The sequence below is a fragment of the Paenibacillus polymyxa genome (assembly GCF_018614975.1).
GTDB classification, from domain to species: Bacteria; Bacillota; Bacilli; order Paenibacillales; family Paenibacillaceae; genus Paenibacillus; species Paenibacillus polymyxa_E.
In genome coordinates this window covers 137,043-161,161 of the sequence record NZ_JAGGNR010000005.1, presented here as the reverse complement: position 1 = coordinate 161,161, position 24,119 = coordinate 137,043, and the positions used below count along the sequence as shown (strand labels likewise).

General features: G+C 45.6%; 18 protein-coding genes. 3 read left to right on the top strand and 15 right to left on the bottom strand.

Translation table 11 applies throughout. The features are described 5' to 3' along the window. Positions 1-76: 76 nt before the first annotated feature. From J7E78_RS02275 to J7E78_RS02240, 8 genes are all read right to left on the bottom strand, one after another. Complete coding sequence (locus J7E78_RS02275; protein WP_215074737.1) at positions 77-1,834, bottom strand: alpha/beta hydrolase family protein; 1,758 nt, start codon at positions 1,832-1,834, stop codon at positions 77-79. Further along, entirely contained in the window at positions 1,816-3,282 is a 1,467-nt protein-coding gene (locus tag J7E78_RS02270) for a tetratricopeptide repeat protein (protein WP_215074736.1), read from the bottom strand. Before J7E78_RS02270 ends, J7E78_RS02275 begins: the two co-directional genes overlap by 19 nt. After that, positions 3,279-4,079 carry a hypothetical protein gene (locus J7E78_RS02265; RefSeq protein WP_215074735.1) on the bottom strand — a complete coding sequence of 267 codons (801 nt, stop codon included), beginning with the start codon at positions 4,077-4,079 and terminating at the stop codon, positions 3,279-3,281. The genes J7E78_RS02270 and J7E78_RS02265 overlap by 4 nt, the downstream gene beginning before the upstream one ends. After that, a complete protein-coding gene (locus J7E78_RS02260; protein ID WP_215074734.1) occupies positions 4,057-6,801 on the bottom strand; it encodes a lanthionine synthetase LanC family protein in 2,745 nt (914 codons plus the stop codon). Before J7E78_RS02260 ends, J7E78_RS02265 begins: the two co-directional genes overlap by 23 nt. Before the next feature lie 118 nt (positions 6,802-6,919). Continuing rightward, on the bottom strand, positions 6,920-7,057 hold the full coding sequence (locus tag J7E78_RS02255) for a hypothetical protein (protein WP_161799395.1): 138 nt from the start codon (positions 7,055-7,057) through the stop codon (positions 6,920-6,922). Positions 7,058-7,244: 187 nt separating this feature from the next. Further along, positions 7,245-8,516, bottom strand: coding sequence for an MFS transporter (locus tag J7E78_RS02250; protein WP_251034771.1), 1,272 nt, complete (start codon positions 8,514-8,516; stop codon positions 7,245-7,247). After that, positions 8,506-8,883: a ribbon-helix-helix domain-containing protein gene (locus J7E78_RS02245; protein ID WP_215074732.1), complete on the bottom strand. Its 378-nt coding sequence runs from the start codon at positions 8,881-8,883 to the stop codon at positions 8,506-8,508. Before J7E78_RS02245 ends, J7E78_RS02250 begins: the two co-directional genes overlap by 11 nt. A 158-nt stretch (positions 8,884-9,041) precedes the next feature. After that, positions 9,042-9,455, bottom strand: coding sequence for a GNAT family N-acetyltransferase (locus J7E78_RS02240; protein ID WP_215074731.1), 414 nt, complete (start codon positions 9,453-9,455; stop codon positions 9,042-9,044). 111 nt (positions 9,456-9,566) lie between these two features. Between J7E78_RS02240 and J7E78_RS02235 the strand changes: the two genes are divergently transcribed. Further along, positions 9,567-10,454, top strand: coding sequence for a hypothetical protein (locus J7E78_RS02235; protein WP_215074730.1), 888 nt, complete (start codon positions 9,567-9,569; stop codon positions 10,452-10,454). Positions 10,455-10,682: 228 nt separating this feature from the next. Here J7E78_RS02235 and J7E78_RS02230 read toward each other — a convergent pair whose 3' ends face one another. Next, positions 10,683-13,394: an S-layer homology domain-containing protein gene (locus J7E78_RS02230; RefSeq protein ID WP_251034770.1), complete on the bottom strand. Its 2,712-nt coding sequence runs from the start codon at positions 13,392-13,394 to the stop codon at positions 10,683-10,685. Between the two features lie 363 nt (positions 13,395-13,757). Here J7E78_RS02230 and J7E78_RS02225 point away from each other — a divergent pair, with 363 nt between their 5' ends. Beyond that, entirely contained in the window at positions 13,758-16,079 is a 2,322-nt protein-coding gene (locus tag J7E78_RS02225; RefSeq protein WP_215074728.1) for a helix-turn-helix domain-containing protein, read from the top strand. A gap of 371 nt (positions 16,080-16,450) precedes the next feature. After that, positions 16,451-17,944, top strand: coding sequence for an extracellular solute-binding protein (locus J7E78_RS02220; RefSeq protein WP_397330447.1), 1,494 nt, complete (start codon positions 16,451-16,453; stop codon positions 17,942-17,944). Here J7E78_RS02220 and J7E78_RS29950 read toward each other — a convergent pair. The 6 genes from J7E78_RS29950 to J7E78_RS02190 all read right to left on the bottom strand — a co-directional run bounded on the left by J7E78_RS29950 (position 17,886) and on the right by J7E78_RS02190 (position 23,911). Further along, positions 17,886-18,206 carry a hypothetical protein gene (locus J7E78_RS29950; protein WP_285229340.1) on the bottom strand — a complete coding sequence of 107 codons (321 nt, stop codon included), beginning with the start codon at positions 18,204-18,206 and terminating at the stop codon, positions 17,886-17,888. The genes J7E78_RS02220 and J7E78_RS29950 overlap by 59 nt on opposite strands. Then, a complete protein-coding gene (locus J7E78_RS02210; RefSeq protein ID WP_397330446.1) occupies positions 18,193-20,070 on the bottom strand; it encodes a rhamnogalacturonan lyase in 1,878 nt (625 codons plus the stop codon). Before J7E78_RS02210 ends, J7E78_RS29950 begins: the two co-directional genes overlap by 14 nt. A gap of 191 nt (positions 20,071-20,261) precedes the next feature. After that, positions 20,262-21,224, bottom strand: a complete 963-nt coding sequence (locus J7E78_RS02205) for a TraB/GumN family protein (RefSeq protein WP_251034758.1) — start codon at positions 21,222-21,224, stop codon at positions 20,262-20,264. Positions 21,225-21,261: 37 nt separating this feature from the next. Then, a complete protein-coding gene (locus J7E78_RS02200) occupies positions 21,262-21,918 on the bottom strand; it encodes a hypothetical protein (protein WP_215074726.1) in 657 nt (218 codons plus the stop codon). 101 nt (positions 21,919-22,019) lie between these two features. Continuing rightward, a complete protein-coding gene (locus J7E78_RS02195; protein ID WP_215074725.1) occupies positions 22,020-22,619 on the bottom strand; it encodes a TetR/AcrR family transcriptional regulator in 600 nt (199 codons plus the stop codon). A gap of 236 nt (positions 22,620-22,855) precedes the next feature. Continuing rightward, positions 22,856-23,911, bottom strand: a complete 1,056-nt coding sequence (locus J7E78_RS02190; protein WP_215074724.1) for a lactonase family protein — start codon at positions 23,909-23,911, stop codon at positions 22,856-22,858. Between the last annotated feature and the right edge of the window lie 208 nt (positions 23,912-24,119).

The following is a 24,119-nucleotide window of genomic DNA, read 5'->3' as shown; positions in this document are numbered from 1 at the left end:
GCTTTTCCTTTCCATATCATTACCTTAACCATCGCCAAAAAAGCCGCATTTGCGGCTTCAACATCACGTATTTATCTTACGTGGATACGCTACTGCTGGTTAGAAAATCAACAGCCTTCTGCGCCCAGATTCGCTCCGAATAAGCCTCATGCGCCATATCCTGTACAATATGAAGCTCAATCCTGCTTACAGCTCCAGACAATCGCTTGTTTTCCATAATGTCCCGATATAACCTCTCTGTCTGCTCTACAGGACACAATTGATCAGCCTGTCCGTGAATGAGTTGAATATCCACCTCACTAAGCCCGGATACATGAGCTGTTGGGCTTCTATCCCGCAGGGCAGATTGATCATGCAAAAGCTCACCAATTTCCGTTTGCAAGAATGATCTCAGCTTCGCTCCTCCGCCTGCGTACAGTCCTTCCAGATCCGTAAACGGTGCACAGGCAACCACAGTACTCCATAGCGCCGGACTTTTACCCGCTACCAGCAATGCAAGATAAGCCCCATAACTCACTCCATAGAGAGATACGTTTGAATAGGAAGATAACATCTGCTCCCGCATGAATTGGATGACATCTGCATCCACGCCGCCCCAATCATTCTGAATGCGCATCCTGTAATCCGTGCCGAACCCTGAACTACCAGGATAGTTCAGCCCGATAACCCGCACTCCTGCCTGATATAATCCGCTGATGACCGGACTAAAGCTGTCAAACAGGCAATTATGAGGCCCGCCATGAAGATAGATGACCACCTGTTCTGCACCCTCCGGATGTATGTCCATGTACGGAATCATGTCATGCCCATAAGGAACCCATCCATAGATTACATCGGGTTCCTCGTCAGGATGCTTGCCAATTCTCTCATCTCGCTCAACCGGGAAACGGGTAATCGTACGCGTTTGTTCCGAAAACCGATATATCCCCGGCACTGGAGGACGTATGATAGATTCATATTTTCCGATCAATCCCTGCCTGTCCCTGCTGAGCACCGCCTGTGTCAAGATTCCAGGATAATCATACAGCTCATACCTCTTCTCTCTGTCCAATGTATATTGAACATATTGCCATCTGCCAGAGGTGATCCCTTCACAGAGGACGAGCTGCTGATGTGGATCGAGTTGCATTCTAATCAGTTCAGAGAAGGGTTCGCTATCCCTTGAACATACATGTACCAGCTCCTCTCCTTGCCTGATCCATCCAGGCTGGAAGCCACCTTCCACAGGAATCGATACCGCTACCAGATCACCCTGCTTATCCATCACAGGGTAGACATATTCCGTATAGGGGATTTCGGATGATGGAAGGATATCTTCGGAATACGAATACACTCTTCCAAATCCACCAACGTTTACGCCAACCTCTCGTGTTGACGCAGACCATAATACAAATTGCGGATTATCCAGATCAGGAGTAACCCATCGTGCCTCATCCTTTTCTGGATCATAAAGACCTATACGGACAGTTCCTGAACGATGTCTAATGGAAAATAGCAGGAGTAATTTCTCCTCTTGCCAAGCGGCCTTCATCACAGGAAATGGAAACTTCACAAATAGGCTTTGGACCAGAATTACTTGCTTCTCATTCTCGTATATATGAAGCCATTTCCCCGACTTGTTCTGTGTGATCACCAGAACACGGTTCCTGCCCATAAACTGAATATGCTGCGTGTGCTGATCTGACTCTGTCCCATGTTCAGAAAGGCTCTGACGGCTATCCATGCGGCCTGTATCATCAAGAGTGCACCATTCACATGTATTGTCATCATAGCCCAAGAGCATACTTGTTCGTTCCTTACTCACACTCATTCGTGTCAGGAATGGATAGCCCAACCGGATTTCCTCCTCTCATTCCAGTACTTTAACTGCTCCCATCCCTCCAATTGCGATTTCAGTTTATCAATATACTGGTCCTGCGTGTATGCATCTAGGGGCATAACGGTCCCCAGTCTGCCTAATGTTTCCCGTATCAATCTGATCTGTGGCAGACTGGCAGCCGGCAGCCCCATCATCAATAGACGGTACACCCGGGATGCCCGTTCCTCTGATCCTTGAGTAATCAGCGCTCCAGCGATTTCCACCGCACGACCAAGCAGTTTCGAATGGATAGTGTTTGTCTTCATACGTAATAATTGAATCAACAGTTCATATTCCTGCTCCTGCTCACCAAGCTGTTGATGTAATACCATTTTTAATTGCAGTACATGCCCCAGCCAATCACCATACGCATCAACACATAACTTCTCCGCAGCCAGCAACGTCTTACCTGCCTCTTCATAGTGATCCGCCCGGAGCTGCAAGCCCGCAATGTTTAGTAACGTCTGAATCTGAAAAACTTGCTTATCAGGTCCATCAGGAAGCTGGTGTATACGCTGGCCCGCCTGTTGCTCCAACGTAATTGCACGTTCTACATTGCCCTCCTGCATCTCAATTAATGCTTCACCATTATCAAGCGCAGCCCATTTCCCAGTACGATACGTTTCCGTTAGTTCTTCATCGACAAGGATTTCCCGAGCTTTCGAATAACAGTGTCGCGCTTCGGCATACTGCTTCCCGTTTTTGGTCAACAGCTGCCCCAGCTCAAACCAGAGTACTGCCTGCTGTGTCACTGACAGACGTTGAAATAACGAATTATGGTCAAAAAAATGAAAACAGGACCTGTAGCGGGCCGAATCAGCCGATTTGGACAACAAAACCCAGGCCAGCCTATTGTAGAGCGCCAATGCTGCCTCTTTTTCCTTCCCTTTATCCTTGCTTACCATTTGTAGCTGTTCTTCCAACAAACGTCGGGTCTGATCGGGCGTATCCCTGACAAGGGATACCGGAAGTTTGGGTATGTCCTCAGGATGACTCGCCATGGTTGGATAGCGATGAAAAAAAAGCACTACACTTACTCCCCTTAGCTTCTGTCGATACAGGATATAGTGGATGGCTCCCAGATCTGCAGGGTGAAGGTAGGAAGATACTTCAATCAGAACCCATTTCCTATTGCCAGGCGTCCATCCTGATCTTTGGAATCTCAATAACGCATTTTTACATGCCACAAGATCATCTATTGGCTGAACTGGACTTAGTTGATAGATCAGCGGGAGAGTAGCATACGGATCACCAACCGCGATTTGTATAACCATATCCTGCCAATGCGTTTTCAGTTTGTGAATTTCATGCTTCACCGCATCTGATGTCCCTTCAACAACAAACAATCCAGGTTCATGACTCACACGAAACCATTTACTTCTCAGATCATGATAATCCGTACTTTCCAGTGAGACAGGTATCATGAAAGCTCACTCTCTTTCGTGATGTGGCATACGTGTATAAGTTCAGGTACCTGTTGTAAATTCAGTGCCGTCATCAATTGATAACTGCCCCGGTTGTTTGCATCCAGTGAAGCTTTAATCCGCTGATTCGGATCGGAACTGCACCGATGGAGACCATATGCAGCAAGCCATCGGGCCCATCCTTGACGTTTCGCTTCTGGTATTGTGAATATATGAGCAAGGAGTACACTGCCAAATTCATCGCTTAACAGGCAGCCCCCGATCTTCCTTGCCTCCAGTTTCACAAGCCCGGAACCTTTCAGCAACTCGCCATATACACCCTGATATATATCTCCGATAGCTTGACGAGCAGCTTCCCAACCTGGACAGGTAGGATCACTGGCCTGAAGCAAGTGTGCAAGGGAATCCTCCTGCCCCTCCGCAGACATCCAAACCGCGTCTTCATTAGGCATAGCCGGCACGGGAACGTCCTTCAACTTGCCGAAAAACCGATACCGATGGGCAAGAACATCTACCCGGTATCCAAGCTTCTCCCACGGAAATGAAGCAGGAGCAGTTGCATATAGAGAGGACCATGTGATTGTATCCAAAACGGATGACATCCGATCTTCCCAATAAGGATTGGAATGTGCTTCACTCCATAAATCCAATGTATACTGCCCTTCACCCTGATCAATTAGCATGAATGAAGATAGGGTTTCGTCGTTTCCAGGTCCAACTGCATAATAGCGATCCCCCGTCTTCCCCGATTCGTGCTGGCATTGTGGCAGGATATCAGATATGGACGTTAGCATCATACGCTCTCCCCTCCCTGTTATAATCGAAACCTGAATAAACCAGTGGTTCGGATGCAACAGACGGATAAAACCGGCGTAGCAGGAATGTATAGATCCCCATATAACCGGTCATATAATCCGGGGAGAAGGACTCCATGTCCTCCAGAGGCCACATCCATATGTCTTTCTGTTGATCACTTCGCAATACATGCAAGCTCCGCGTGTACTCCGCTAGTTTGGTTTCATACCTGCCTGGGAACCTGCGGTTGGCCAAAAGTAGAAAATCTCCATTGCCTGCAATTCCGTGACACTGCCCAAAAGAAGCAAATACCGTTGCCTGTGCCACTGCATCCGCTGCTTGAAGTCCAAGTCTGGTACAGAGGGGATCTTGCAAAATATCAGCCGCTGCCATTAGAAATCGACCAATACCCGCCGATCCATTACACCAATGCACCCAAAGTGTATCCGGTTTTTCCGGCGATGCAGGCCACAGACTCACGCCATTCTGTCCTCCATGACTCGTACGATCAAGTGTATCTACAATTCGCTTCACAGCAGAATAGTACGCTTCCTTTCCTGTACGCTCCGCCAAGGCAAGCAGATAATATCCGATACCTGCGATGCCATGAGAAAATCCAAGGGAATGATGGCCTTTTTTGTCCGATTTATCTTTCACTCTCCACAAACTCAATGATTCATCTGTCTGCTCTTCTTGTTCCAAAATATAAACACCCAGTTCCTCTGCTCTTGCCAGAAGTTCAGGGCGGCCTCCAATACGGTATATCTCAAGCAGCATCAATCCCAACCCCGCCGCTCCATGGCTAATATTGGTCTGCACTGGCTCATGTCGGGTGATTTCCAATGCCAGATCCTCTGCACGTCGAAGCAACGATGGATCATTTATTCGTTCAGCCGTCTCTGCCATTGCCCAGGGAACAGCACCATATCCAAAGTATAATGCTACAGGTGTCTCATCTGGAACGTAACGGTGATTCGTCAAAATCCATTCCAATACTTCACGTGCATATTGATGGTATTGTCTGTTTTGTGTAATCTGACCAAGCTGATTAAAACCAAAGATCATCCCTGTCCAGCCAAAGTTGAAATTCGCCGGATGAAACATCTTGCTCATGCTGTTTTCCGGGAACAGCTGCAAAGGGTTATTAAAATCAAGAGAAGTATACAGTGTGTTTACCATACACTCGGCCTGACGGAGTACTTCCTTTGCCTCCATGCCTGATGTGTCCTTCTCTATTACATCCCTGCTTCCTCCTGAATTGACCTCTTGCTGCTCCAGCAATGCAACCAGTGTTTCACGAATTTCTGATAACTCCCCATATCCGCCAGACATGATCTCGATGCCCAGACTTCCCAAGCCACGAAGCTGTGTATTACTCTGATGATCCAGATAAGCCTGTGCAGCTTCCAGGTGGGATTGGCGATATTTCAGATAGGGGTCGATGGATGAAGCCATGTAATAGAAGACGCCTCCCAGCGCATACAGATCATCCGCATAACTGGATCGCCTGCTGTGCTCACGTCCCCGTGGTACATAGCCCGGAGTATGACCGGTCAATGGATCGGCCTGACTCTCATCACTTCTGACATAAGCCAGTTCAAGATCAATCAGGCGTACACTTCCGTCCGTCAGCACAACAATATTGTTGGGCGTCAGATCATTGATCACAATTCCTTTATCGTGACATTGCTGCACCATATCGAGAATATGTATACCCATCCGATGCATATCCGCCCGGTTGTAATCTGCGGCTACATGTCTGCGATGGATATATTCACGCAAGCTGATGCTTTCAAAATACTCCAGGATCAGATAGCGGTTATTTTCAGTACTAAACAGATCAAGCGGCCTTGGGGTAACCCCCGTATCCTTCATCAGATCAAGCACGCGATATTCATTATCCAAATAGTTATGAGCAGAGCGCCCGCCACCGTCTACACGCATGCGGTAGACCGCTTCTTTCATGACAGCCTGTTCATAGGATGTGCCAGAGATGAGAAATACTCCTCCCTTACCGGACTTCTTGAGCACACGTCTCACACGAATATTTCGTATACCAAATTCATTGTTATTGGAATCGGAATAACGAGAAGCAGCCCGATTCTTCTCCATCGCCTGAATCCGCAGTAACTCCTCAGGTTCATTCACCCACTCCGGTTTATACCTGCCAGGTGTTCTTCGATCCTCCTCCAGCTTACCTTCTGGATTCTGGATGGCATACACTTTTGCACCCGAATAACGGTCGTAATAGAAACGATCAGTGAATGCACCATAACGATAAAATACACACTGGCTACCGAGGTATGCCCGATCTGTCGGAATAGCTGGTCCTTTCAGATCGCTTGTATATGAATGCATTAGCTCAAGTAACTTAAGGAATTGCTCTTCGTCTCGTGCGTAGATGGTAACACACTTCCCAGTCTGAGGGAGAGGTATCGAACCGTTAGATGTTTCAATCAGTTTCAGCCCACTGCTCACTACTTTCCATTGCACATCATTTTCTGTGAGAACAGGTGCAATGCGTCGCAGCAATTCAGCTCCTTCCACAGGAATAACCGATAAATGGATTTTCCAGCCTTGTGCGGGAAGCCTTAATTCCTCCGGTCTAAAACAAATCCAATGGCCGTCATTCGACCATTGGATGGATTGGGGAAGTTCCCGGATTATATGTTCCAAAGCGTTCTCAAAGGCGTCCTTCTTGGGCGTTACGCTTGCGAATTTCAATGAGAATCACTCCTTTTTGGATAAAGTAAGAGGGGGAGGTACAATTATTTTAGTAATGCGCGAAAATCAAAGACTTATCTTTCAAATGATTCAGTGAATAGAGCGTGTAAAGAAGTTCCTAGCTCTCAACAACGATTGTTTGTGAGCTAGTCCAGCTGCACACTGTACACAAGCTTGTTTCTTCAAACATGTTGTTATCTTCTTCAACCTCTAGCGCCATCAAATCCTGTACAGATAAAATTTCCTTGTTTTCCATGATATATTACCTCCCATTTGTCTCCCCCTCTTAATAAACCAAATTCTACATAAATTTTGATATTCCTTCTTTTTAATTGAATTATTTTACATAAATTATTTATCAAATCCATTTATCTCACCTGATCATGTCAAATGATATGTTTCTTTGGACTAAAAAGAGGCGCAATATGACACCAAATTCCAAACTACATCGAGGTCGTTTGTTGCTGGGTACGCTTGCTACGTTCCTCACGGAAAGGTCGGACAAACAGGCTTGCCATGCCCATACAAATAACAAATGTACCAATCCCCATGTACACCCATGAAGGGTTGTAGGTTTCAATGAACCACCCTCCCAGTAACAACCCAAGCGGATTACTAATGCCACTCATCAAGACACCCATACTGTTCATAACACGTCCTCTTTTTTCTTCCGGAGTGGATAGAAGAATGGAGGTAACCAATGGCACATTCACCAGAGCAAGTCCCATCATCAACAAAAATGAACACGCAATCGCGATATACAGGTTAGGAAACATCGGCATGAGCAGCAAACTTGTGCCTGAGATGAGATAACTGATCAAAAACCAGTGAGCGAGTGAGAGTCGTTTGGCATATTTGCCACTGAGCAGAGAGCCTGCAATACTGCCAGCGGCAAAGGCTGACTGAAGCAGACCGTAGCCTTGTGGTCCGGCTTGCAGCACCATATTGGCAAAAATCGGCGTGAAAATGTGCAGTGGCGCACCCGCAAAATTGATAATAGCTCCAAAGATAATGCAGCAGGCCAAAATTTTACGGGAAAACAGGAATGTAATCCCCTGCATGCTATCTTTAACAAAACCGGAGACTCCTTTTTGTTTCACTACTTTGGTTACAGGGATGCGGATAAAGAAAATGGATATGGCGGACAGCAGAAATGTAACGGCATAGATGAACAGGATGGACTGAACGGAGATGAGCGCGATCAATATCCCCCCCATGGCGTATCCAAGTAATTCAATCGTTTTGGAGGAAGAGTTCAGTAGTGCATATGCTGGAGCTAATTGTTTGGTAGGCTCTGGCAAAATAGCGGGGATGACTGTTTGGGTTGCCGGATTGAACAAAAAACCAAGGATTGCAATGAGCAGATTGGCTGCGTAAATATGCCACGGAAGCATGGATCCTGTCATGAACAAAAGCGCCAATATGCAAGCTATGCCTGCACGCAATATATCTGTCCAGATCAAAAGCTGCTTTTTCGGCAGGCGATCACTGATCGTAGCCAGGGGAATGCCCAAAAATGCATAGATCAAGTACGGCAACATCGGAATCAGTGCGGCAGCAAGTGCCGACTCTGTTAATTGAAGGATATACCACATCGTCGCCATAGAAAATAAAATCTGTCCTGCACCCGAAACCAATCTGCCAACAAGAAGCACAACAAAAGAAGGAAGGCGCAAAACCGCTCGATAGCTGTCGCTGCGAACTTCATTTTTCATCTTTTTCACGCACCTCTCCCTCGTACGTAACAGATTCATCATCACTCGTACGATGCAGACGCGTAACCAAACCTGAATCTCGAATGGTCTGTTGTATCTTGGCTTTTACCCGTTCCAGTTCAGCCGTATACTCGCGTATCTCGTTCAATAAGGTCTGATGGGTTCGTATACCTTCCCTAATCAACATTGCAGTCGCATCAGAACGGTTTTTGGCAAGTTCAAGAAATACAAGCTGATCAATGATATCAATCTCTTCCTGACTTAATCGAACGGAAACAACTCCCTTCGCTCCCGAAAGATTTTTGTTCGCCTGCTCCACAGATCGTTCCACCATCTGGTTAAACTGAGCTTTCTGGTCATTGTACATATTCATTTCCTCCATTCTTCACGAGTGCAACCGTATATCGTAATTTGTAAATCGTAAATTGGTTTTAATTCACATTATACCTGTAAATAAATGGTTGTAAAGCAAAAAACCTTTGGATTTATCCAAAGGTTCGCCGAATATGTTATTTAACTAGTTCACTAGTCTCCCTGCCTCCACCACATACCCTCCGATTTTGGGCTGGTGTATTCAAATCCAAATTGAGCATACAGCCGATCAGCGGGAACATCCGCCAGTAGACTGACCAAACCACGGGCAGGTACTGCTTCACGCAGATAATTCATAATCTCGCTCATGATCAGTTTTCCATACCCCATTCCCTGAACATCCGGGTGTACAGCAATATCGACGACCTGAAAGAAACAACCTCCATCTCCAATCACTCGCCCCATGCCTATCAGCATATCCTCTTCACGCAGACATACGGCAAACAGGCTATTCGGTAGTCCAATCTCAGCCCCCTCCCTGCTCATTGGACTAAGGCCGGCAATCTGCCGCAGGGCAAGATACTCCAATGCTGCGGGTGGTGTGTGTTCAATATTCACATGATCCATGAATTGTGCCCCTTTCTGCTTGAATTCATCTAATTCCTGTGTAATAGTGAGAGAAAGCTTACGTGAAGCGTGTTTCATGATACGTGAAGTTGCTGCAAAGGAGGAACAAGTGTGTTTCAACGCTGGATTGAAGATCTAACATCGCGCCCAGGCGCTGTGGCTGTGCTGTTTGGCGTCATGGCTGTGCTTCTGGGGATATACATATGGTCTGCCACTGAAGTTCGCCGTAGCCACGAAAGGCGAATGAGAAGGATACGAGATACATTATACATAAGTACAGCCCTCTTGGGACAACTTAGCATCCAGGAAAATCGGAATTATGAACGGTCGGAACACGAACATAATGATCTGATCACAGCAATGTTAGCCTGCAAAGCCGCATCTTACCTATCCACTCAACTGCAGGATCAGATTCGTGACTGTATCAAGGAACATGACCCTGCCAAACTCGGACTCATGCACAGAGCACTGGAACGAGAATGCACCGTATTATCGGATGAACTCAGCCGGGATACGCATGCAGATCATTGGGGCACAGCGGTCTGGACCATCCTTCGGCCCGTAGCCGAACCAGCCGCATTGGCGGCTACAGGGTTTCTGGTTACAGATCTGGTATTTCGTCAACGGATGTTGGATGTGCCTGTAGACTCATGGGAGAGCATGTTGCCATGGATTCGAGCAGTTTCTCTAATGATCACCATAATATATGGTTACCTGCTCTGGGCCAGCCCACGCCGGGATACACCAGGTACAGTAACCAAAATGCTCTCCTTGCTGATCGCGCTATGCTGCTTGCTCCATCTGATTGGACTTGTTGCTGCGCCCTATGCCCTTGGATTACAGCTGATTCTATTCACTACAGGTTTTGGAGTTACCGGAACCCGCTCTCGCAGTGATCGCCCCTACGCAGGACATACGGATCTGGAACCAACGAAGCAAGTCTCTACGGAGATGGAAGGGAATACACGTCGTACATCTGGTACCCATACTGGTGAATAACTTATGCTTGGCCCCTCCATATTATTGAACTTAGATGGCTGGACTTTCATTAACTATATCTTGCGTGTCTCTTAGTCACGTAAAAAAGGGCTGAAACTACGTTGTAGTTTCGGCCCTTTTCTATATACTACTCTTGTATTGCGAAGAATGATCGGAATGTTATTCTGTCATTGAAGTTGCATGTGTAACATTCTTCAGTTCACTTTACATAACGGATAATTGCGTCACTTATTTGGCTACAACATGTGCAATGACGCGGCCCTTTTCGTACGTGACAGTCACGTCATAACCATCTGCCGTTACACTGTCGAACTCACCTGTAATTCCATTCGCCGTGATTAACGTAATATCTTTGGAACCTTCGATTTTATAGTTGGACAAGTCCAGATTGAGACTTCCTCCATCAATATAGAGCTTTCTGCCGACATTCAGCTGACTGCTGTCATCATCCATGACCAATTCCAACGTACCATTATCCATGGTAAAGTTTCTATTTAAGTTGAGTGCTCCATCGACATTCACAACAACTGTTCCATTTTCTACATACAGATCACCTGTACCAAAAGCCGTTGCAGATTCGGCTACCAGCGTTCCTGCTTGCAGTAAGGTTCCGCCAGTGTAGCTATTTTTTCCCGTCAATGTAAGAGTTCCTGTTCCCTTTTTCGTGAGCATTCCATTACCGGTGATATCATTTCTCCACCAGTCTTCTGCATTGAAGCGCCCTTTGGAAGCGTCCATATCCACAGTTACATTGTTCAAGAATGCCCCGTATCCATCCGCAGCCGTCACCAGATCAATTCTACCCCAGCCCTTGGATTCATCCAGTACAGGATATCCAGAGTCAATGGATGTTGTATACAATACTTGTCTGCGTTGTTCATCTGTTAAATACGGTTGACGTGTTTCTAACAGGGCTTCTGCTCCTTGCGGTACAACTGGAGCCAAACCTTTGGTTCCCGTTTGTGGCAGACCATACGTCATCTTTTCTCTATAGAAGGCTTTATTGGCATCATGATCTTCCCATTTGCGTTCATCGTAAGCACTCTTGAACGTGTAATCCTCTGTTACGGTGTGTGCATACTCATACAGACTCAACTTTTTATCCTTGGCTGCAGCTCCAAATACTTCTCCTGCATTCTCATAGCCCTTCTCTAACACTTCTCTGTTATCAGCCTGATTAAGTGCATATGCAGCCATGGCTGTGGATTGTATTCTGCCTCCTATAACATCAAGTGGTGAGTGCATCCCTGCTACGATGCGATTCTCACCCAGCTGAGCTGCTCTCGTTAACAATTCAGCGAATCGTTCTGGCGTAGCGTATGCCAAAGGAAATACGGATAAGTAGGCTGCGCTTGTATGTCCGCTCGGAAATCCGCCATCTTTTCCTCTTCCATCTTCAGCGATTCGTTTGACATAACTTAATGCAGGAATAAGCTTAACGTTGGTTTCGTATTGCTGGTAATGTTTTTCGCCAGTTGATTTGGTGCCGCCTGAAGCCAAAGGTACTTCTTTTTTCTCACCTTCGCCCAAGGTTGCCCACACAGGCAGTCCTTTGCTGTCAACCACCTCTTTCACTTCTCCATTGGAATTCATTCTCCACGGTCTAGGGGAAGAGTAGAAATACTTAGAGGGATTAGATGAGGCAGGAATTTTGAATCGAACCAGATCAACTAAAGAGATCAAGTCTGAAAGTTCCGTCTTTGCTTCCCAATCTCCAATACCTTGGCTTTCATCTTCCACTGTTTCCTCGGTCAATACCACATTCATCTCGTCCACCGTTCGTTCAACGTTTGTCTTTGGCTTGATAATATCTACATACGTGTTAGCCAACGGACCCAAGCCCTCCATCACGCTATAGATCTTATCTCTTTGGTCATCATAGTACGCTGCCAAAGCCTCTTCAGCCGTGCGGTTTTGCGTGACCTTTTCTACATATTGGATATTGGCTTCCCAAGTCGCTTTGTCTCGGATCTCTTCATTTGCATATGTTTTCTGATCAGCGACGGCTACGGTTGGATCATTCTTAAAGCCGTCATAATATGGGGACGGTCCATCTCCATACTTTGCATTTTTTCCGTCAGCTCCAATTTTGGTTGCCGCTGTTCCATCTCTCCAGTCCGCTTGGTTCATGGACCATACTTGATCAAAACCGTCCAAAATATCAATGAACGGATTGGTTTCCGCAATATTTTTCAAGGTGTCGTCTCCGGCATTGGCTCCGTGCTTCACGGCAGATAAACGAGCTTCATCTGCTGGGGGATTAACATTCAGTACGGATGCGGTTCCTTTTGGCTTAGCTGGTTTGGCAGCTGTAGTAGCATCTGTTTCCACCGCCTTAACGAGCGCAGACACGGCTTCGGCACGAGTAATTGAATTAAGCGGTTTGAAGCTTCCATCTGCATAACCAGCGATAATTTTCGCTGCTGCCGCTCCACCTACAGCTCCCTTGCTCCAAGCTGCAATAGACGATGAATCGCTAAAGACATTCGCTGCTGTTTCATTCAATTCCAAATTTAGAATACCGGCAATCACTTTAGCTGCTTCCTGACGTGTAATCGGATCTTGTGGCTTCATGGTGCCATCGGTGTATCCATCTATATATCCATTCGCATTTGCAATAGAAATTGCTTCGTAATACCATGCACTCGCAGACACATCGTTAAAGGTAATTTTAGCTTGTCCGGAATATCCAAAAGCACCGTTTACCAAATTCATAAATTCTGCTCTGGTAATATACGTGTTCGGTTTGAATGAACGATCCAGATAGCCTCGAATCAATCCTTCATCGCCCCAAGCTTGAATGTTTGCTTCCGCCCAGTGTCCCTTAATATCAGAGAACTGAATCTTCTGATCGGCTGCAAAACTCTTCTCTGCAAACGTCGGACCTACCATAGACAACATTAGAAGTAGTGCCAGTGACTTTTTAAGTGGTTTTCTCATGGCTTGCAAATACACGCTCCCATTATGGTAAATTATTTTTTGCTTCTGCGTCAGCAAATGAGTAAGAAAGTCTCTATACAGATGTCTGATCTGCCGTTACTTTAGCATTAGGGAGCATTTCGCATCTATAGAACAAATTCCGTTTTATATCAAAATCGTACGTTCCGATGATTTTCTGCCCTCAAAAAATAGAGGAGATACTACTTTCGTTAATTATAATATCCTTTTATGTAAACGCTTTATTAAAATAGTGTAAAATGTGGAGATGGAGTTTGTTAAATTTCGATCAACATGATTTCTAGTCCTCGGCCTGCTATATAATGATGAAGTTGTTTAGACACGAGAAACGAAGGGGGAAAAAGAATGCTTAAGCCATTTCAGTCTGTGAGATCCAAGATGGTTCTTTCCTACCTTGCTGTCGTTCTTGTCATTGCGCTTCTTTTCGGCTCCATTCTATACCTCTTCTTCTCCCATCAATACAGCAAAGAGATCCGAATCAATAATCAACTTTCGCTGAAAAGTACTGTCAATTATATTGAAAGCTCTGTGATCCAGAAGGTGAATCAGGTCTATCTGTCCCTGGCACTCGGTAACGCCGCAAGTATCGATTTAGATAGCTTAAAAGGAAACCATAGCAAAATCCTGGACATCGAACAGTTCCTCAAAAATATGGTGCAAAATTATTCCGATCTCATTGAAGCTATTCATGTGTACGATACGAAGAACCACTTCATCGTCTCATCTGTATATGGACTGATGCTCTATGAGGACACGCCTTCGAGTATGGATCATAAGACGGATTGGATTGCTGCGATGAAAGAGACTCCAGAAAGCTCCTTATGGATGAAGACTCGCATGGTGCCTCAGGATGCTTATATCGAATCACGGGAACAGAGCAACATGAGTCCTCTAATTTCCTATGTCCATAGTTACCCGTTTCAATCGTCTGGACAAGACAGTAAGGCCATGATTGCGATTGATATCAAAGAATCAGCGATCAGTCAGATCATTAAAAATATGCTACCTGCTGACTATGCGAATACATTAATCATCGATCAGGACGGAACCGTCATATCTGCCGCGGACAAAACGTTGCTAGGCAGCTCCACGGAGGAGAATCTAACACAGTCGCTGCTCACCTTTCATTCATCAGATGAGAGCTTCACGCCTGTATTTAACTATAACTCGCATGTCGTTACCCAAGATCAATTTAAAGGAAATGCATGGAGAATCTACACAACCACACCTAATGAAAGCTTCTATTATAAGTTGGATAGCTTGAAAGAAGTTTCGATTCTTCTTGGCTTGCTGGCTGTTGCAGTTGGGATCGCGATGTCGTCCATTTTTACCACGGCCAACTATAGTCCTCTTAAGCGAATCCTGAATAACATCAAGAGCCGGATGGATAGCCCAACCAGCCTAAAGCAGGACGAATACCGGTTCATCGATACAACGTTTAACAGTCTGTCCAACAAAGTTGATAGTCTTGAAGAAACCTTACAGGCCAATCACAGAATGATTAAGCATAGTATTATGCTTAATATGTTAAATAATCGATTTACACCGGAGGAGCTTACGGAGCAACTGCAATCTATTCATATTTCGATGGCCTACACTCGCTTCCGTTGCATCGTCATTGACCCCGTCAATGAGCAGTGGAAGGATCTGCAGCCACGACATTTGCAGCATACGTTGTATACGATGATCCGGCAACTGGAGATCGCAGAAATGGATGGAACTCAACTGCTGGCAGAGGAATTGCAGGATCACAAAATAGCCGTAATCATCTGTACCAATCAACCTGAGGAACCTCTCTCTGATCACATTGTAGACTTTATTCACGCTGAGGCGAGCAGCAGATTTGGTCTGGAATTTGTACTATCGTTAGGCGGATGGGTAGAACACTTCACGAAGATTCACACAAGCTATCATCAGGCGAATACCCTGATTCGATACAGCTACTTCTTTCCCGAGAAGTCTGCCATTCAGGATCTTAATCTTCTGAACAGGGAAGCCAGCACTTTGGAAGTTCCGGAGTCATACCTCGTAAACTTTGAAAAGAAATTGCAGGCTCGGGATGTGCAAGGCACGGTTCAGGCCATTCAGGAATTGGTCGCGACAATAAGGGAAGGCCCCTATTCAGCCGAATACAGTCGTATCATCTTATTAAAAACGGTATCTATTTACGCTGAGTGTATTCATCAGATGCGACTGCAACCTGCCGAGGCGAGTTCATTGAATTTGTACAAGCAATTTTCATTGTTCTACAATATCAACCGCTATTCGGAATGGATGATTCATCTCGTGACCGAATTTGTGATGCATATGGAGAAGCGAAGTGAGGTACGAAGTGTGGATACCATCTCGGCTGTCAAAGCCTATATTCACGAGCACTTATCGGGCGATCTTACACTGGATCATATCTCAGAGCAAGTATTCATCAGCCCTAAATATCTCAGTAAACTTTTCAAGGAAGAAACCGGGATTGTTTATTCCGAATATGTTACGAATCAGAGAATGGAACGCGCACGGGAACTCATGACACAACGTGAAATCACGGTTGAGCAGGTCGCAAGTACGGTCGGTTACCGTACCCCTGCTTATTTCATTAAGAAGTTCAAAGAAATTCACGGCTGTACACCAAAAAACTTCATGCGCAGTTTAATGGAACAGAGATCTATATAGGGTCAAATAGGAATATTTACACGGACACTCCGATGACAGAACAACCTTCCGATCGCTGTTATTCCCAGATTTCTTTTAATCCCTTTTTAAAAAGGGGAAATCCGGGAATAAAGGCGCAGCATATGCTTACGATGCAGCTTTCTTTCAGAAAGCTTTTAGCTTCGCTTCTTCAGGTTCTTTCTGTCCTCTCCGTTTTTGTGTAAATGTTAAATTGAAGCTATATAGAATTTAAAATTAGGAAAGGAGCTGCTATGAACCTCAACCTTTCAAGAAAGCTATGTCTATATTCCGCAATGCTTCTCCTTCTCGTATTTACAAGTGGGTGTACCTATCTAGGGAGAGAAACAGCACAAGTTCAGCAGCAGGACCATTTGGCAAGCGCTGAGAAGGATACAGCACCGCAGTATACGATATCTTGGACCATGCATCAGAATATCCCTGTTCCTGAAGACGCGGAGATGATTGCATATATTGAGGATCGGTTTGTTGTCGATCTGGAGGTGTGGAATCTTGAGAACAAGCGGTACGAGGAACTGCTCGATCTGGAGCTTGCTCAAGGGAAAATACCTGATCTGTTCCGGATCAGACAACCGCATGATCTGCTTAAGTATCAAATGCAAGGCGTGTTAGCAGAAATTTCTCCGGAAGTACTTGAACAATATGCGCCAAATATCGTACAGCGAATTCGCGATTATGATTCACGTTATCTGGAGTATGGAAAAATAAACGGTAACTTATATGGAATTCCGTCCATTAATCAGACCAACATCTATCGAACTCCTGTTGTATACCGAGAGGACTGGCTTAAGCAGCTTGGTCTGGACGTTCCGAAGACATTGGATGAATTTGAAACGGTCATGTATGCCTTTGCCAAAGGTGATCCGGACGGAAATGGTAAACAGGATACGTATGGCCTATCCAGAGAGGGCTTAAATGTGGTTTTTGGCGCTTTTGGACAGTCCGTTTTCACCGAGCAACTGTATTTTAATGAAAAAAACAAGCAACTCGTGATCGGCGCTTTGGAGCCTGAGATGAAAAAAGCCCTGACTTATATGCAAAAGTGGTATCGGGACGGGATTATCGACCCTGAGTTCATAACCGGCGAAAATAAAGGTGGATATAAACATCTATCCCATGCTTTTATTAATGGAAAAATTGGGATGACCTCGATGGGCAACTACTATCATTGGAATCAAGAGGGAGACTACAGTGTCCTTAATGAAAATGGCCAAGAAACCCCTGTAGGGGCCTCGTTCAATGTTAATGAGCTGCTACAGAAGAACGCAACTGCAGAGGTTGTATTTGGTTCTCCTGTTATTGGTCCTGATGGGCATAGCGGTTCAAAAGGGAATAATCTGCTGATGAATTTTATTGCTATAGGCGCTGAGGCTGCGAAGGAGCCGGGAAAACTGAAGAAAATTTTGGAGATTCTCGATTATGTAAGTGCCAACCCCGATCCGGAGGAGCAGATCAAAATGGAGTATGGCCTTCCAGGAAAACACTGGAATTGGAGCACTGATTCAAACTCGTTCCATTTACTTTACCCATACAACAGAATGGAGAATTATATGAATATGATCGGCTCAAGTATCGGCATGACGGTTCCAGGTACAATCTCGGATAACCGTGAAAAGTGGGCTGCATCTGCAGGGTTGACGGAGAATGGGATCTATAATCGTCTGGAGGTTGCAACCCCTGCCCTGATTCATTATTCATCTGAGCTGATTCGCATGAGAGACAGAGCGTACATCTCCATCATTACTGGCGATCAACCTGTGGGGTATTTCGATACCTTTGTGGAAGAATTCATGGATGCAGGTGGGCAGCAGGTGCTGCTTGAAGCGAATCATTGGTATAATCCCTGACGCCACGGCACTCTCTATCCCTTTGTACTCGCATTTGATCCGCGATGTACACACCCCAGCCTTGCTTCAACGCTTCCATGAGCACAATGGCCAGTGGCAAAATAAGCAGCCATGTAAGTACCAGGCTTGCCAGTCCAATCAACAACCATTTGACCCATGGAGCGTCCGTTGTTCCCTTCAGCGAATCCCATGCTTCGCTGGCTACTGTAAACATAAACGGAATTGGACGGCCACACCTTGTCCATTCCTCATCTGCCCGCATACCGGATATTGGGTACCGTTGGTGTGTTCATGCCTTCTCCCAGATAAAAGCCGGTGTGTGGCGGTTGATTGTAAGCTACATTTTGCCAAGCGACGCCAAGACGGTACACCGGATCATGCATCAGCGTATAGATGCGTTTGTCCGTAACTGCTGTTGTGGTATAGATCCGCAGCGCTGAACTGTCATTGGTCCGCCATACCACTTCCTCTCTCCAGTCCCCGAACAGGTCGGCCTGCAGATTCGGCGTAGACTTGGTTCCGTTATTGGAAGATACGCCGGAAGCGGTGAGCAGGTTCATCGTTGTGCTGTTGGCATAATTCCACTTGTCGATTCGGTTGCTGTCCAGCAGTTCACGGAGCAGATCCCCATCCCACCAGATGCCAAAATTCGTGGAGGACGGCAGGGTTGTCCCGAGTTTCTGCCCTTTGGCTGTGTACAGACTACCGTCTGCCCAGACTTCGGCGCCTTTATATCTTGGATCAATATCTGCCGCCATGCCGCGTCCAATATCCTTTGTTGTTTTAACTCCCCAGATTAACTGGCCTGTACCTGCATCCCGGAATTCCACTCCGGCATTGGACGGTGTCTCATGAACCTGAAATACCTCAAGTCCAGGGCGATCCGGGTCGAGGTCGCTCAAATGCATGGCATCGCCATGATGAAGTCCTGTCGTGTACAATCCTTTGCCGTTGTCATCCACCGCCATGGCACCATAGACGATCTCGTCTTTCCCATCCCCATCCACGTCCGCTACGCTCAAATTGTGATTGCCCTGCCCAGCATAACCCGAATTACCGGAGGTATTGGAATCAAATGTCCATTGTTTGGTCAGCTGTCCATTCCGCCAGTTATAGGCCACAAGCACACTGCGCGTATAATACCCGCGAGCCATCACCAGACTTGGCCGCTCTCCATCAAGGTAAGCAATGGCAGCAAGGAATCGGTCCACCCGGTTGCCGTAGTTGTCTCCCCAACTGGATACATTGCCACGTGCTGGTTCGTAGTTCACCGTGGAGAGCGCTTTGCCAGTCTGTCCATTGAAGACCGTCAGGAATTCGGGACCAGACAACACATAACCGCTGGAATTGCGGTAATCCTTGCTTGCATCCCCGATGACCACGCCAGTACCATCCTTGGTGCCATCGGCTGTTTTCATGGCAACCTCGGCTTTGCCGTCACCGTCGAGATCATACACCATGAACTGGGTGTAGTGAGCGCCGGCACGGATATTTTTGCCCAGACTAATACGCCAGAGGCGTGTTCCGTTTAATTTGTAGGCATCGATAAACACTTCCCCGGTATAACCACTCTGGGAGTTATCCTTGGCGTTGGAAGGGTCCCACTTCACGATCAATTCATACTCCCCGTCACCATCCAGGTCACCTGCACTGGCATCGTTGGCACTGTAAGTGTAGGCTACTCCATCGGGCGTTGTCCCACCAGCGGGTATACTGAGCGGTACAGATAGATAGTTATTGCCCCATACGCTTGCTGCCGCTGAAGCAGCCTGCTCCGTCCCACTGACGACAGCGCGAACCGTGTATTTGGAACTGCTTGTCCCGCTTGCATCCTGAAGGTTGGTGCTGTTTGTTATGGGCGTAGCGTTCACCTTGGTTCCATCTCGATATACGTTAAACGATACATTCGATCCTTCCATTCCCAGAAGCCGCCAACTGACAAACACACCTGTCCCGGTCTTCACAGCCACCACGCCGCGATCGAGATATTCCATCTGTCTTGCACCCGCTGCATGTGTTACAGGCGTGTTGCCAAGGCCAAGCGAAGTGACCAGTAACGCGGAACTCAGCAGGGATATTCCCGCTGTACGTAATGTGCGCTTCCACAATGATGATCGATTCCCCATAAACAATTGCCCCCCCAATTGTATTGGTAAGCCCGATGCCCTTTGTAGCGCCATCTTTTTATGTAAGCTCTTTAATATATTCATTTTAAATTAAACATATAATTCCATCTATAGGTCTAATTTAGTATTTGAATGGTGTGCATGAAAAAAGCCAAAGGATTTCTCCTTCGACTTCGCAACAAAGGGATGGATTAATAAATCCGCTCCATTTCATATCCCTTTTTCTCAAGCTCTCCTGGAACACTGGGTTCAATCAAAACATGAGCAGCGCCGATGAAGACAAAATAAGTCTGTCCATCATCCGTTTGTAAAATTTCATCGAGCTTATGAGCCATATGAATATTCCGAGTATCATTGATTGCCTGTTGATACTTTTCATCAACACTTTCAAAACCTTCAGTTAACTGATTCTTAAACGCATCTTCATTTCCATGAACCCAATTATATCCCAGCTGGTTTAAAAAACTCGCTGTCTCCTCATGATCTGCTATAGAACCTTCTAACATTTGTACTTGGGTTTCCATACTAAAACCAGATTGCACTTCATATTGCATCTCAACGGTTTCTAAGTCAACTATTTCCTTATTGTCTTCTAACGCACGTTGAAGAAAATATAAATCAACCCCATACTCCGGCGCTAGTTCACTTTCTTCATTACTAATTTGGTTTAATAAGGTTCCTAAAAACCAAGGCTGGAAGTGATTATAATCGGCTAAAGTCATTTCATGCGCTTCAAATATTTCTGAAAGCTTGGCATAAGACGCCTCCGATAACACGTCATCCAGCGTGGTATCATCCTCAAATAAAGCCATCTCCTTTATTTTTTCTTCATTCACATCTACTTTAAACATATTGATCTCTGGAAGAATGACGTCTGCGTCCTCATATGCCTTTTCAATTCCCGAAGCAAGCGGATAAAAGTCTGGATGACCCAAATGAATCGTTCCATACACATACATGGTTGTTTTGCCGTGAAGCACCTTCCACAGAAATCCTCCATTTCCCTCATAATCAAGAGCCGGTTCACTTATTTGCTGTTCGTTATCTTGTCCCTTAGCCCCTTCACTCTCGATCAGTTCATGATTGGGGCTTGAACAACCTGCTACTACAAGTACTACGATCAACAAGAATATCGCCATGAGTCGTTTCATCATCGTAACGTTCATCCTTTCTTCATTTTCATTGATCATCCTAATGTGTGCTTTCCATATCAATTAACCAATGGTTTTTGAGCATTAGAACCCGTTCTGTTCCTGCAATTGCTGCGGCAATACCAATCGCAAAATATGTCCAAACGGACAGTTCGAGCGGCGATTCAAATACACCTACATTTTCGGAAACCCATGGAATAGCAGAGATGGACTCTAAGACTTGGGAGATGCTTAAAGCGATGGAGATTAACAAGATGATAATTGCGATCATACCGATGAATGCGCTGAGGGTAGGAAATCGTCGATGCACCCACATTCGAAAACCTCGTATGGAACGTCTATCCGGAGATACGGTAAAGGTGTCTTCGCTAGCCCTGATATAATGAATACCATTAATCCCGGTCGAATTGTTTGTTATTTCGATCACGCCATTCTCGACTGGAAAAGCTGCTGGAAGCTTAGAATAGGCAACATGTTTATTTTCGTGGTATAAATCAACACGGGGCTTTTCTACAAAATATTTAGATTTTATGGCATATGAAGTGGTTTTCCCACTAGTATGATTCGTTATTTTGATGTGAAATAAGGAGTGAGTAAATATACTCCACAACTGATACTTTTGTAAAAGATGACCATCGCCTGCTTTCACTTGTTCTAATTTCTTACGACGTTTACGTTGACGAATGAACTGAAACATGGGATGAACGGAACCTCCTTTATATTTAATACTGAACAATCATTTTTAATTCTGATCAACCAGTCAAATTTAAGTTAAAAAAAATTACTTGTCTCTAGGTGTTATTGAATCATTTTTAAAACGTTCTTTGTCACCTTTTCTGTGTAATCTTTAAAGCTCATTATACTCTCGTTTTGAGGCAGGGACATCGATAGCGAAACAGCCCCTCTGATCATCATGGCAATGACTTTGGGATCAAAATCTTGAAATTCTTTCGATTTTTGTCCTTCTTTCAGAATCTCTTCTACCAGGACGATTAATTCATCTTCAGGATTGATTTCTAACCGAAAATAAGGAACATTATCTGGTGTGCGAACATTAAACACAATTTCCAATAATGCCGTGGTGTTCCCACGTTTTATAGCGCGATAGGTGATTCCCGCTTCTATATAGGCCATCAATTTTTCCAGACTGGAAGATTTTTTTTCTACTCTCTCTATCATAAAAGCTTTCTCTTGTTCAACCAAATAGAGCAACGTATTGTTCATCAAATCTTCCTTGCCAGAAAAATGATACGAGATGAGTCCCGTACTCGTATTCGCCCTTTTTGCTATTTTGGATAGGCTGGTGCTAAAATATCCAATCTCTGTGAGAACCTCAATCGCAGCATGAATGATTTGTTCTTTGCGGGCATCGGCTATTAAATACTGCTTGTTTTTCATCTTTTCATCTACCTTCAGGGAATTGATTGATTATTTTTTATTTTGATTGTTCGATCAGTTATTATGATAACGTTCGCTTCCTCTCATGTCAACTTGCTAAAAAGGATGACAGACTCATTTTTATCACATGAAAACACTAAAAAAGCTGTAAAACCATGTATTTCAACATGATTTCACAGCTTATAGACAACTTTTCAGATGTAATATTTCACTTTCGCTTCACCGTATTACAACTTTTATACCACAGGAGCAATGCATACCGGACGAGGCAGTTCCAGCTTGAACCCGTTATGCGTCAGCCGTCCGTCTTCTTCACTGATCTGGAAGCCTACGAGGTTATTGCTGTCCTGATTCGCCACGACCAGAATCCCACCTGGCAAAATATTAAAGTTACGCGGTGTCTGCCCAATCGTGGATGTCCACTCTACAGCTTCCAGCTCACCGCTCTCCTGGTCAATATGATAGAGTACGATGCTGTCATCTCCCCGATTAGATGCATACAGGAAACGTCCACATGGAGATACACGGATGTCCGCAGCCGTACCCTCTCCTTTATGGCCTTCTGGAAGTGTCGAGATGTGCTGCACCGTAGTGAACTCCCCTCTGCGCTCATCGTACAGGAATGCCGTAACCGTATTGTTCAATTCATTGATTACATATGCCCACTTCGAGTTAGGATGGAACACAAGATGCCTTGGACCTGCGCCCGGTGGCTGATCCGTCTCACGATGGGTAACCAGACGTCCCTCTTCCAACCGATACACAATGATCTGATCCAGACCGAGGTCACATACGACAGCATACTGCCCGGACGGATCAGGTTGAATGGAGTGTGCATGCGGCCCTTCCTGGCGTTCTTCGTTGATTCCACTTCCCGTGTGCTCCACCCATGCACTCATCTCACCAAGCGTCCCCTGATCGCCAACCGGGAATACATTGACACTGCCACTGCTATAGTTGGATGAGAACACCCACTGACCATCCGTGGAGACAGACACATAACATGGAGAAGCCCCTCTGGTCTGTTTTCGATCCATCAGGTGCAGCTCACTCGTTGCCGTATCTCTCCGATAGACCAACACCTCTCCCTCGTCTGTCTCACTCGCCACATACAGACAGTTTCCATCGTGGCTTAGCGCCAGATAAGACGGATTATCCACACCATCCATGTGATTGACCATTCGCATCTCTCCTGTATCCGCATTCAACGTACATAGGAATATTCCAGGTTCATCCGCTGACGCATACGTACCTGTATAAAAAAGCGTTTCCTGAGTTGTGACTGGTTCCATAACTAGATCTCTCCCTTATCCTGTATATTCACTGTTCTGATTCTTCCCACTGATATGTACTTACCCAATTCACGGGCAACTGCTTCACTTCCTGTAACGTGGCTTTCTAAATTAGATCATAATTGGTGAGCGCTCTCATTCTGTCATTGACTCCCTTATTCCCTCTCACCATAATACAGAGTATGAGACCTAACAACAGACCACCCTT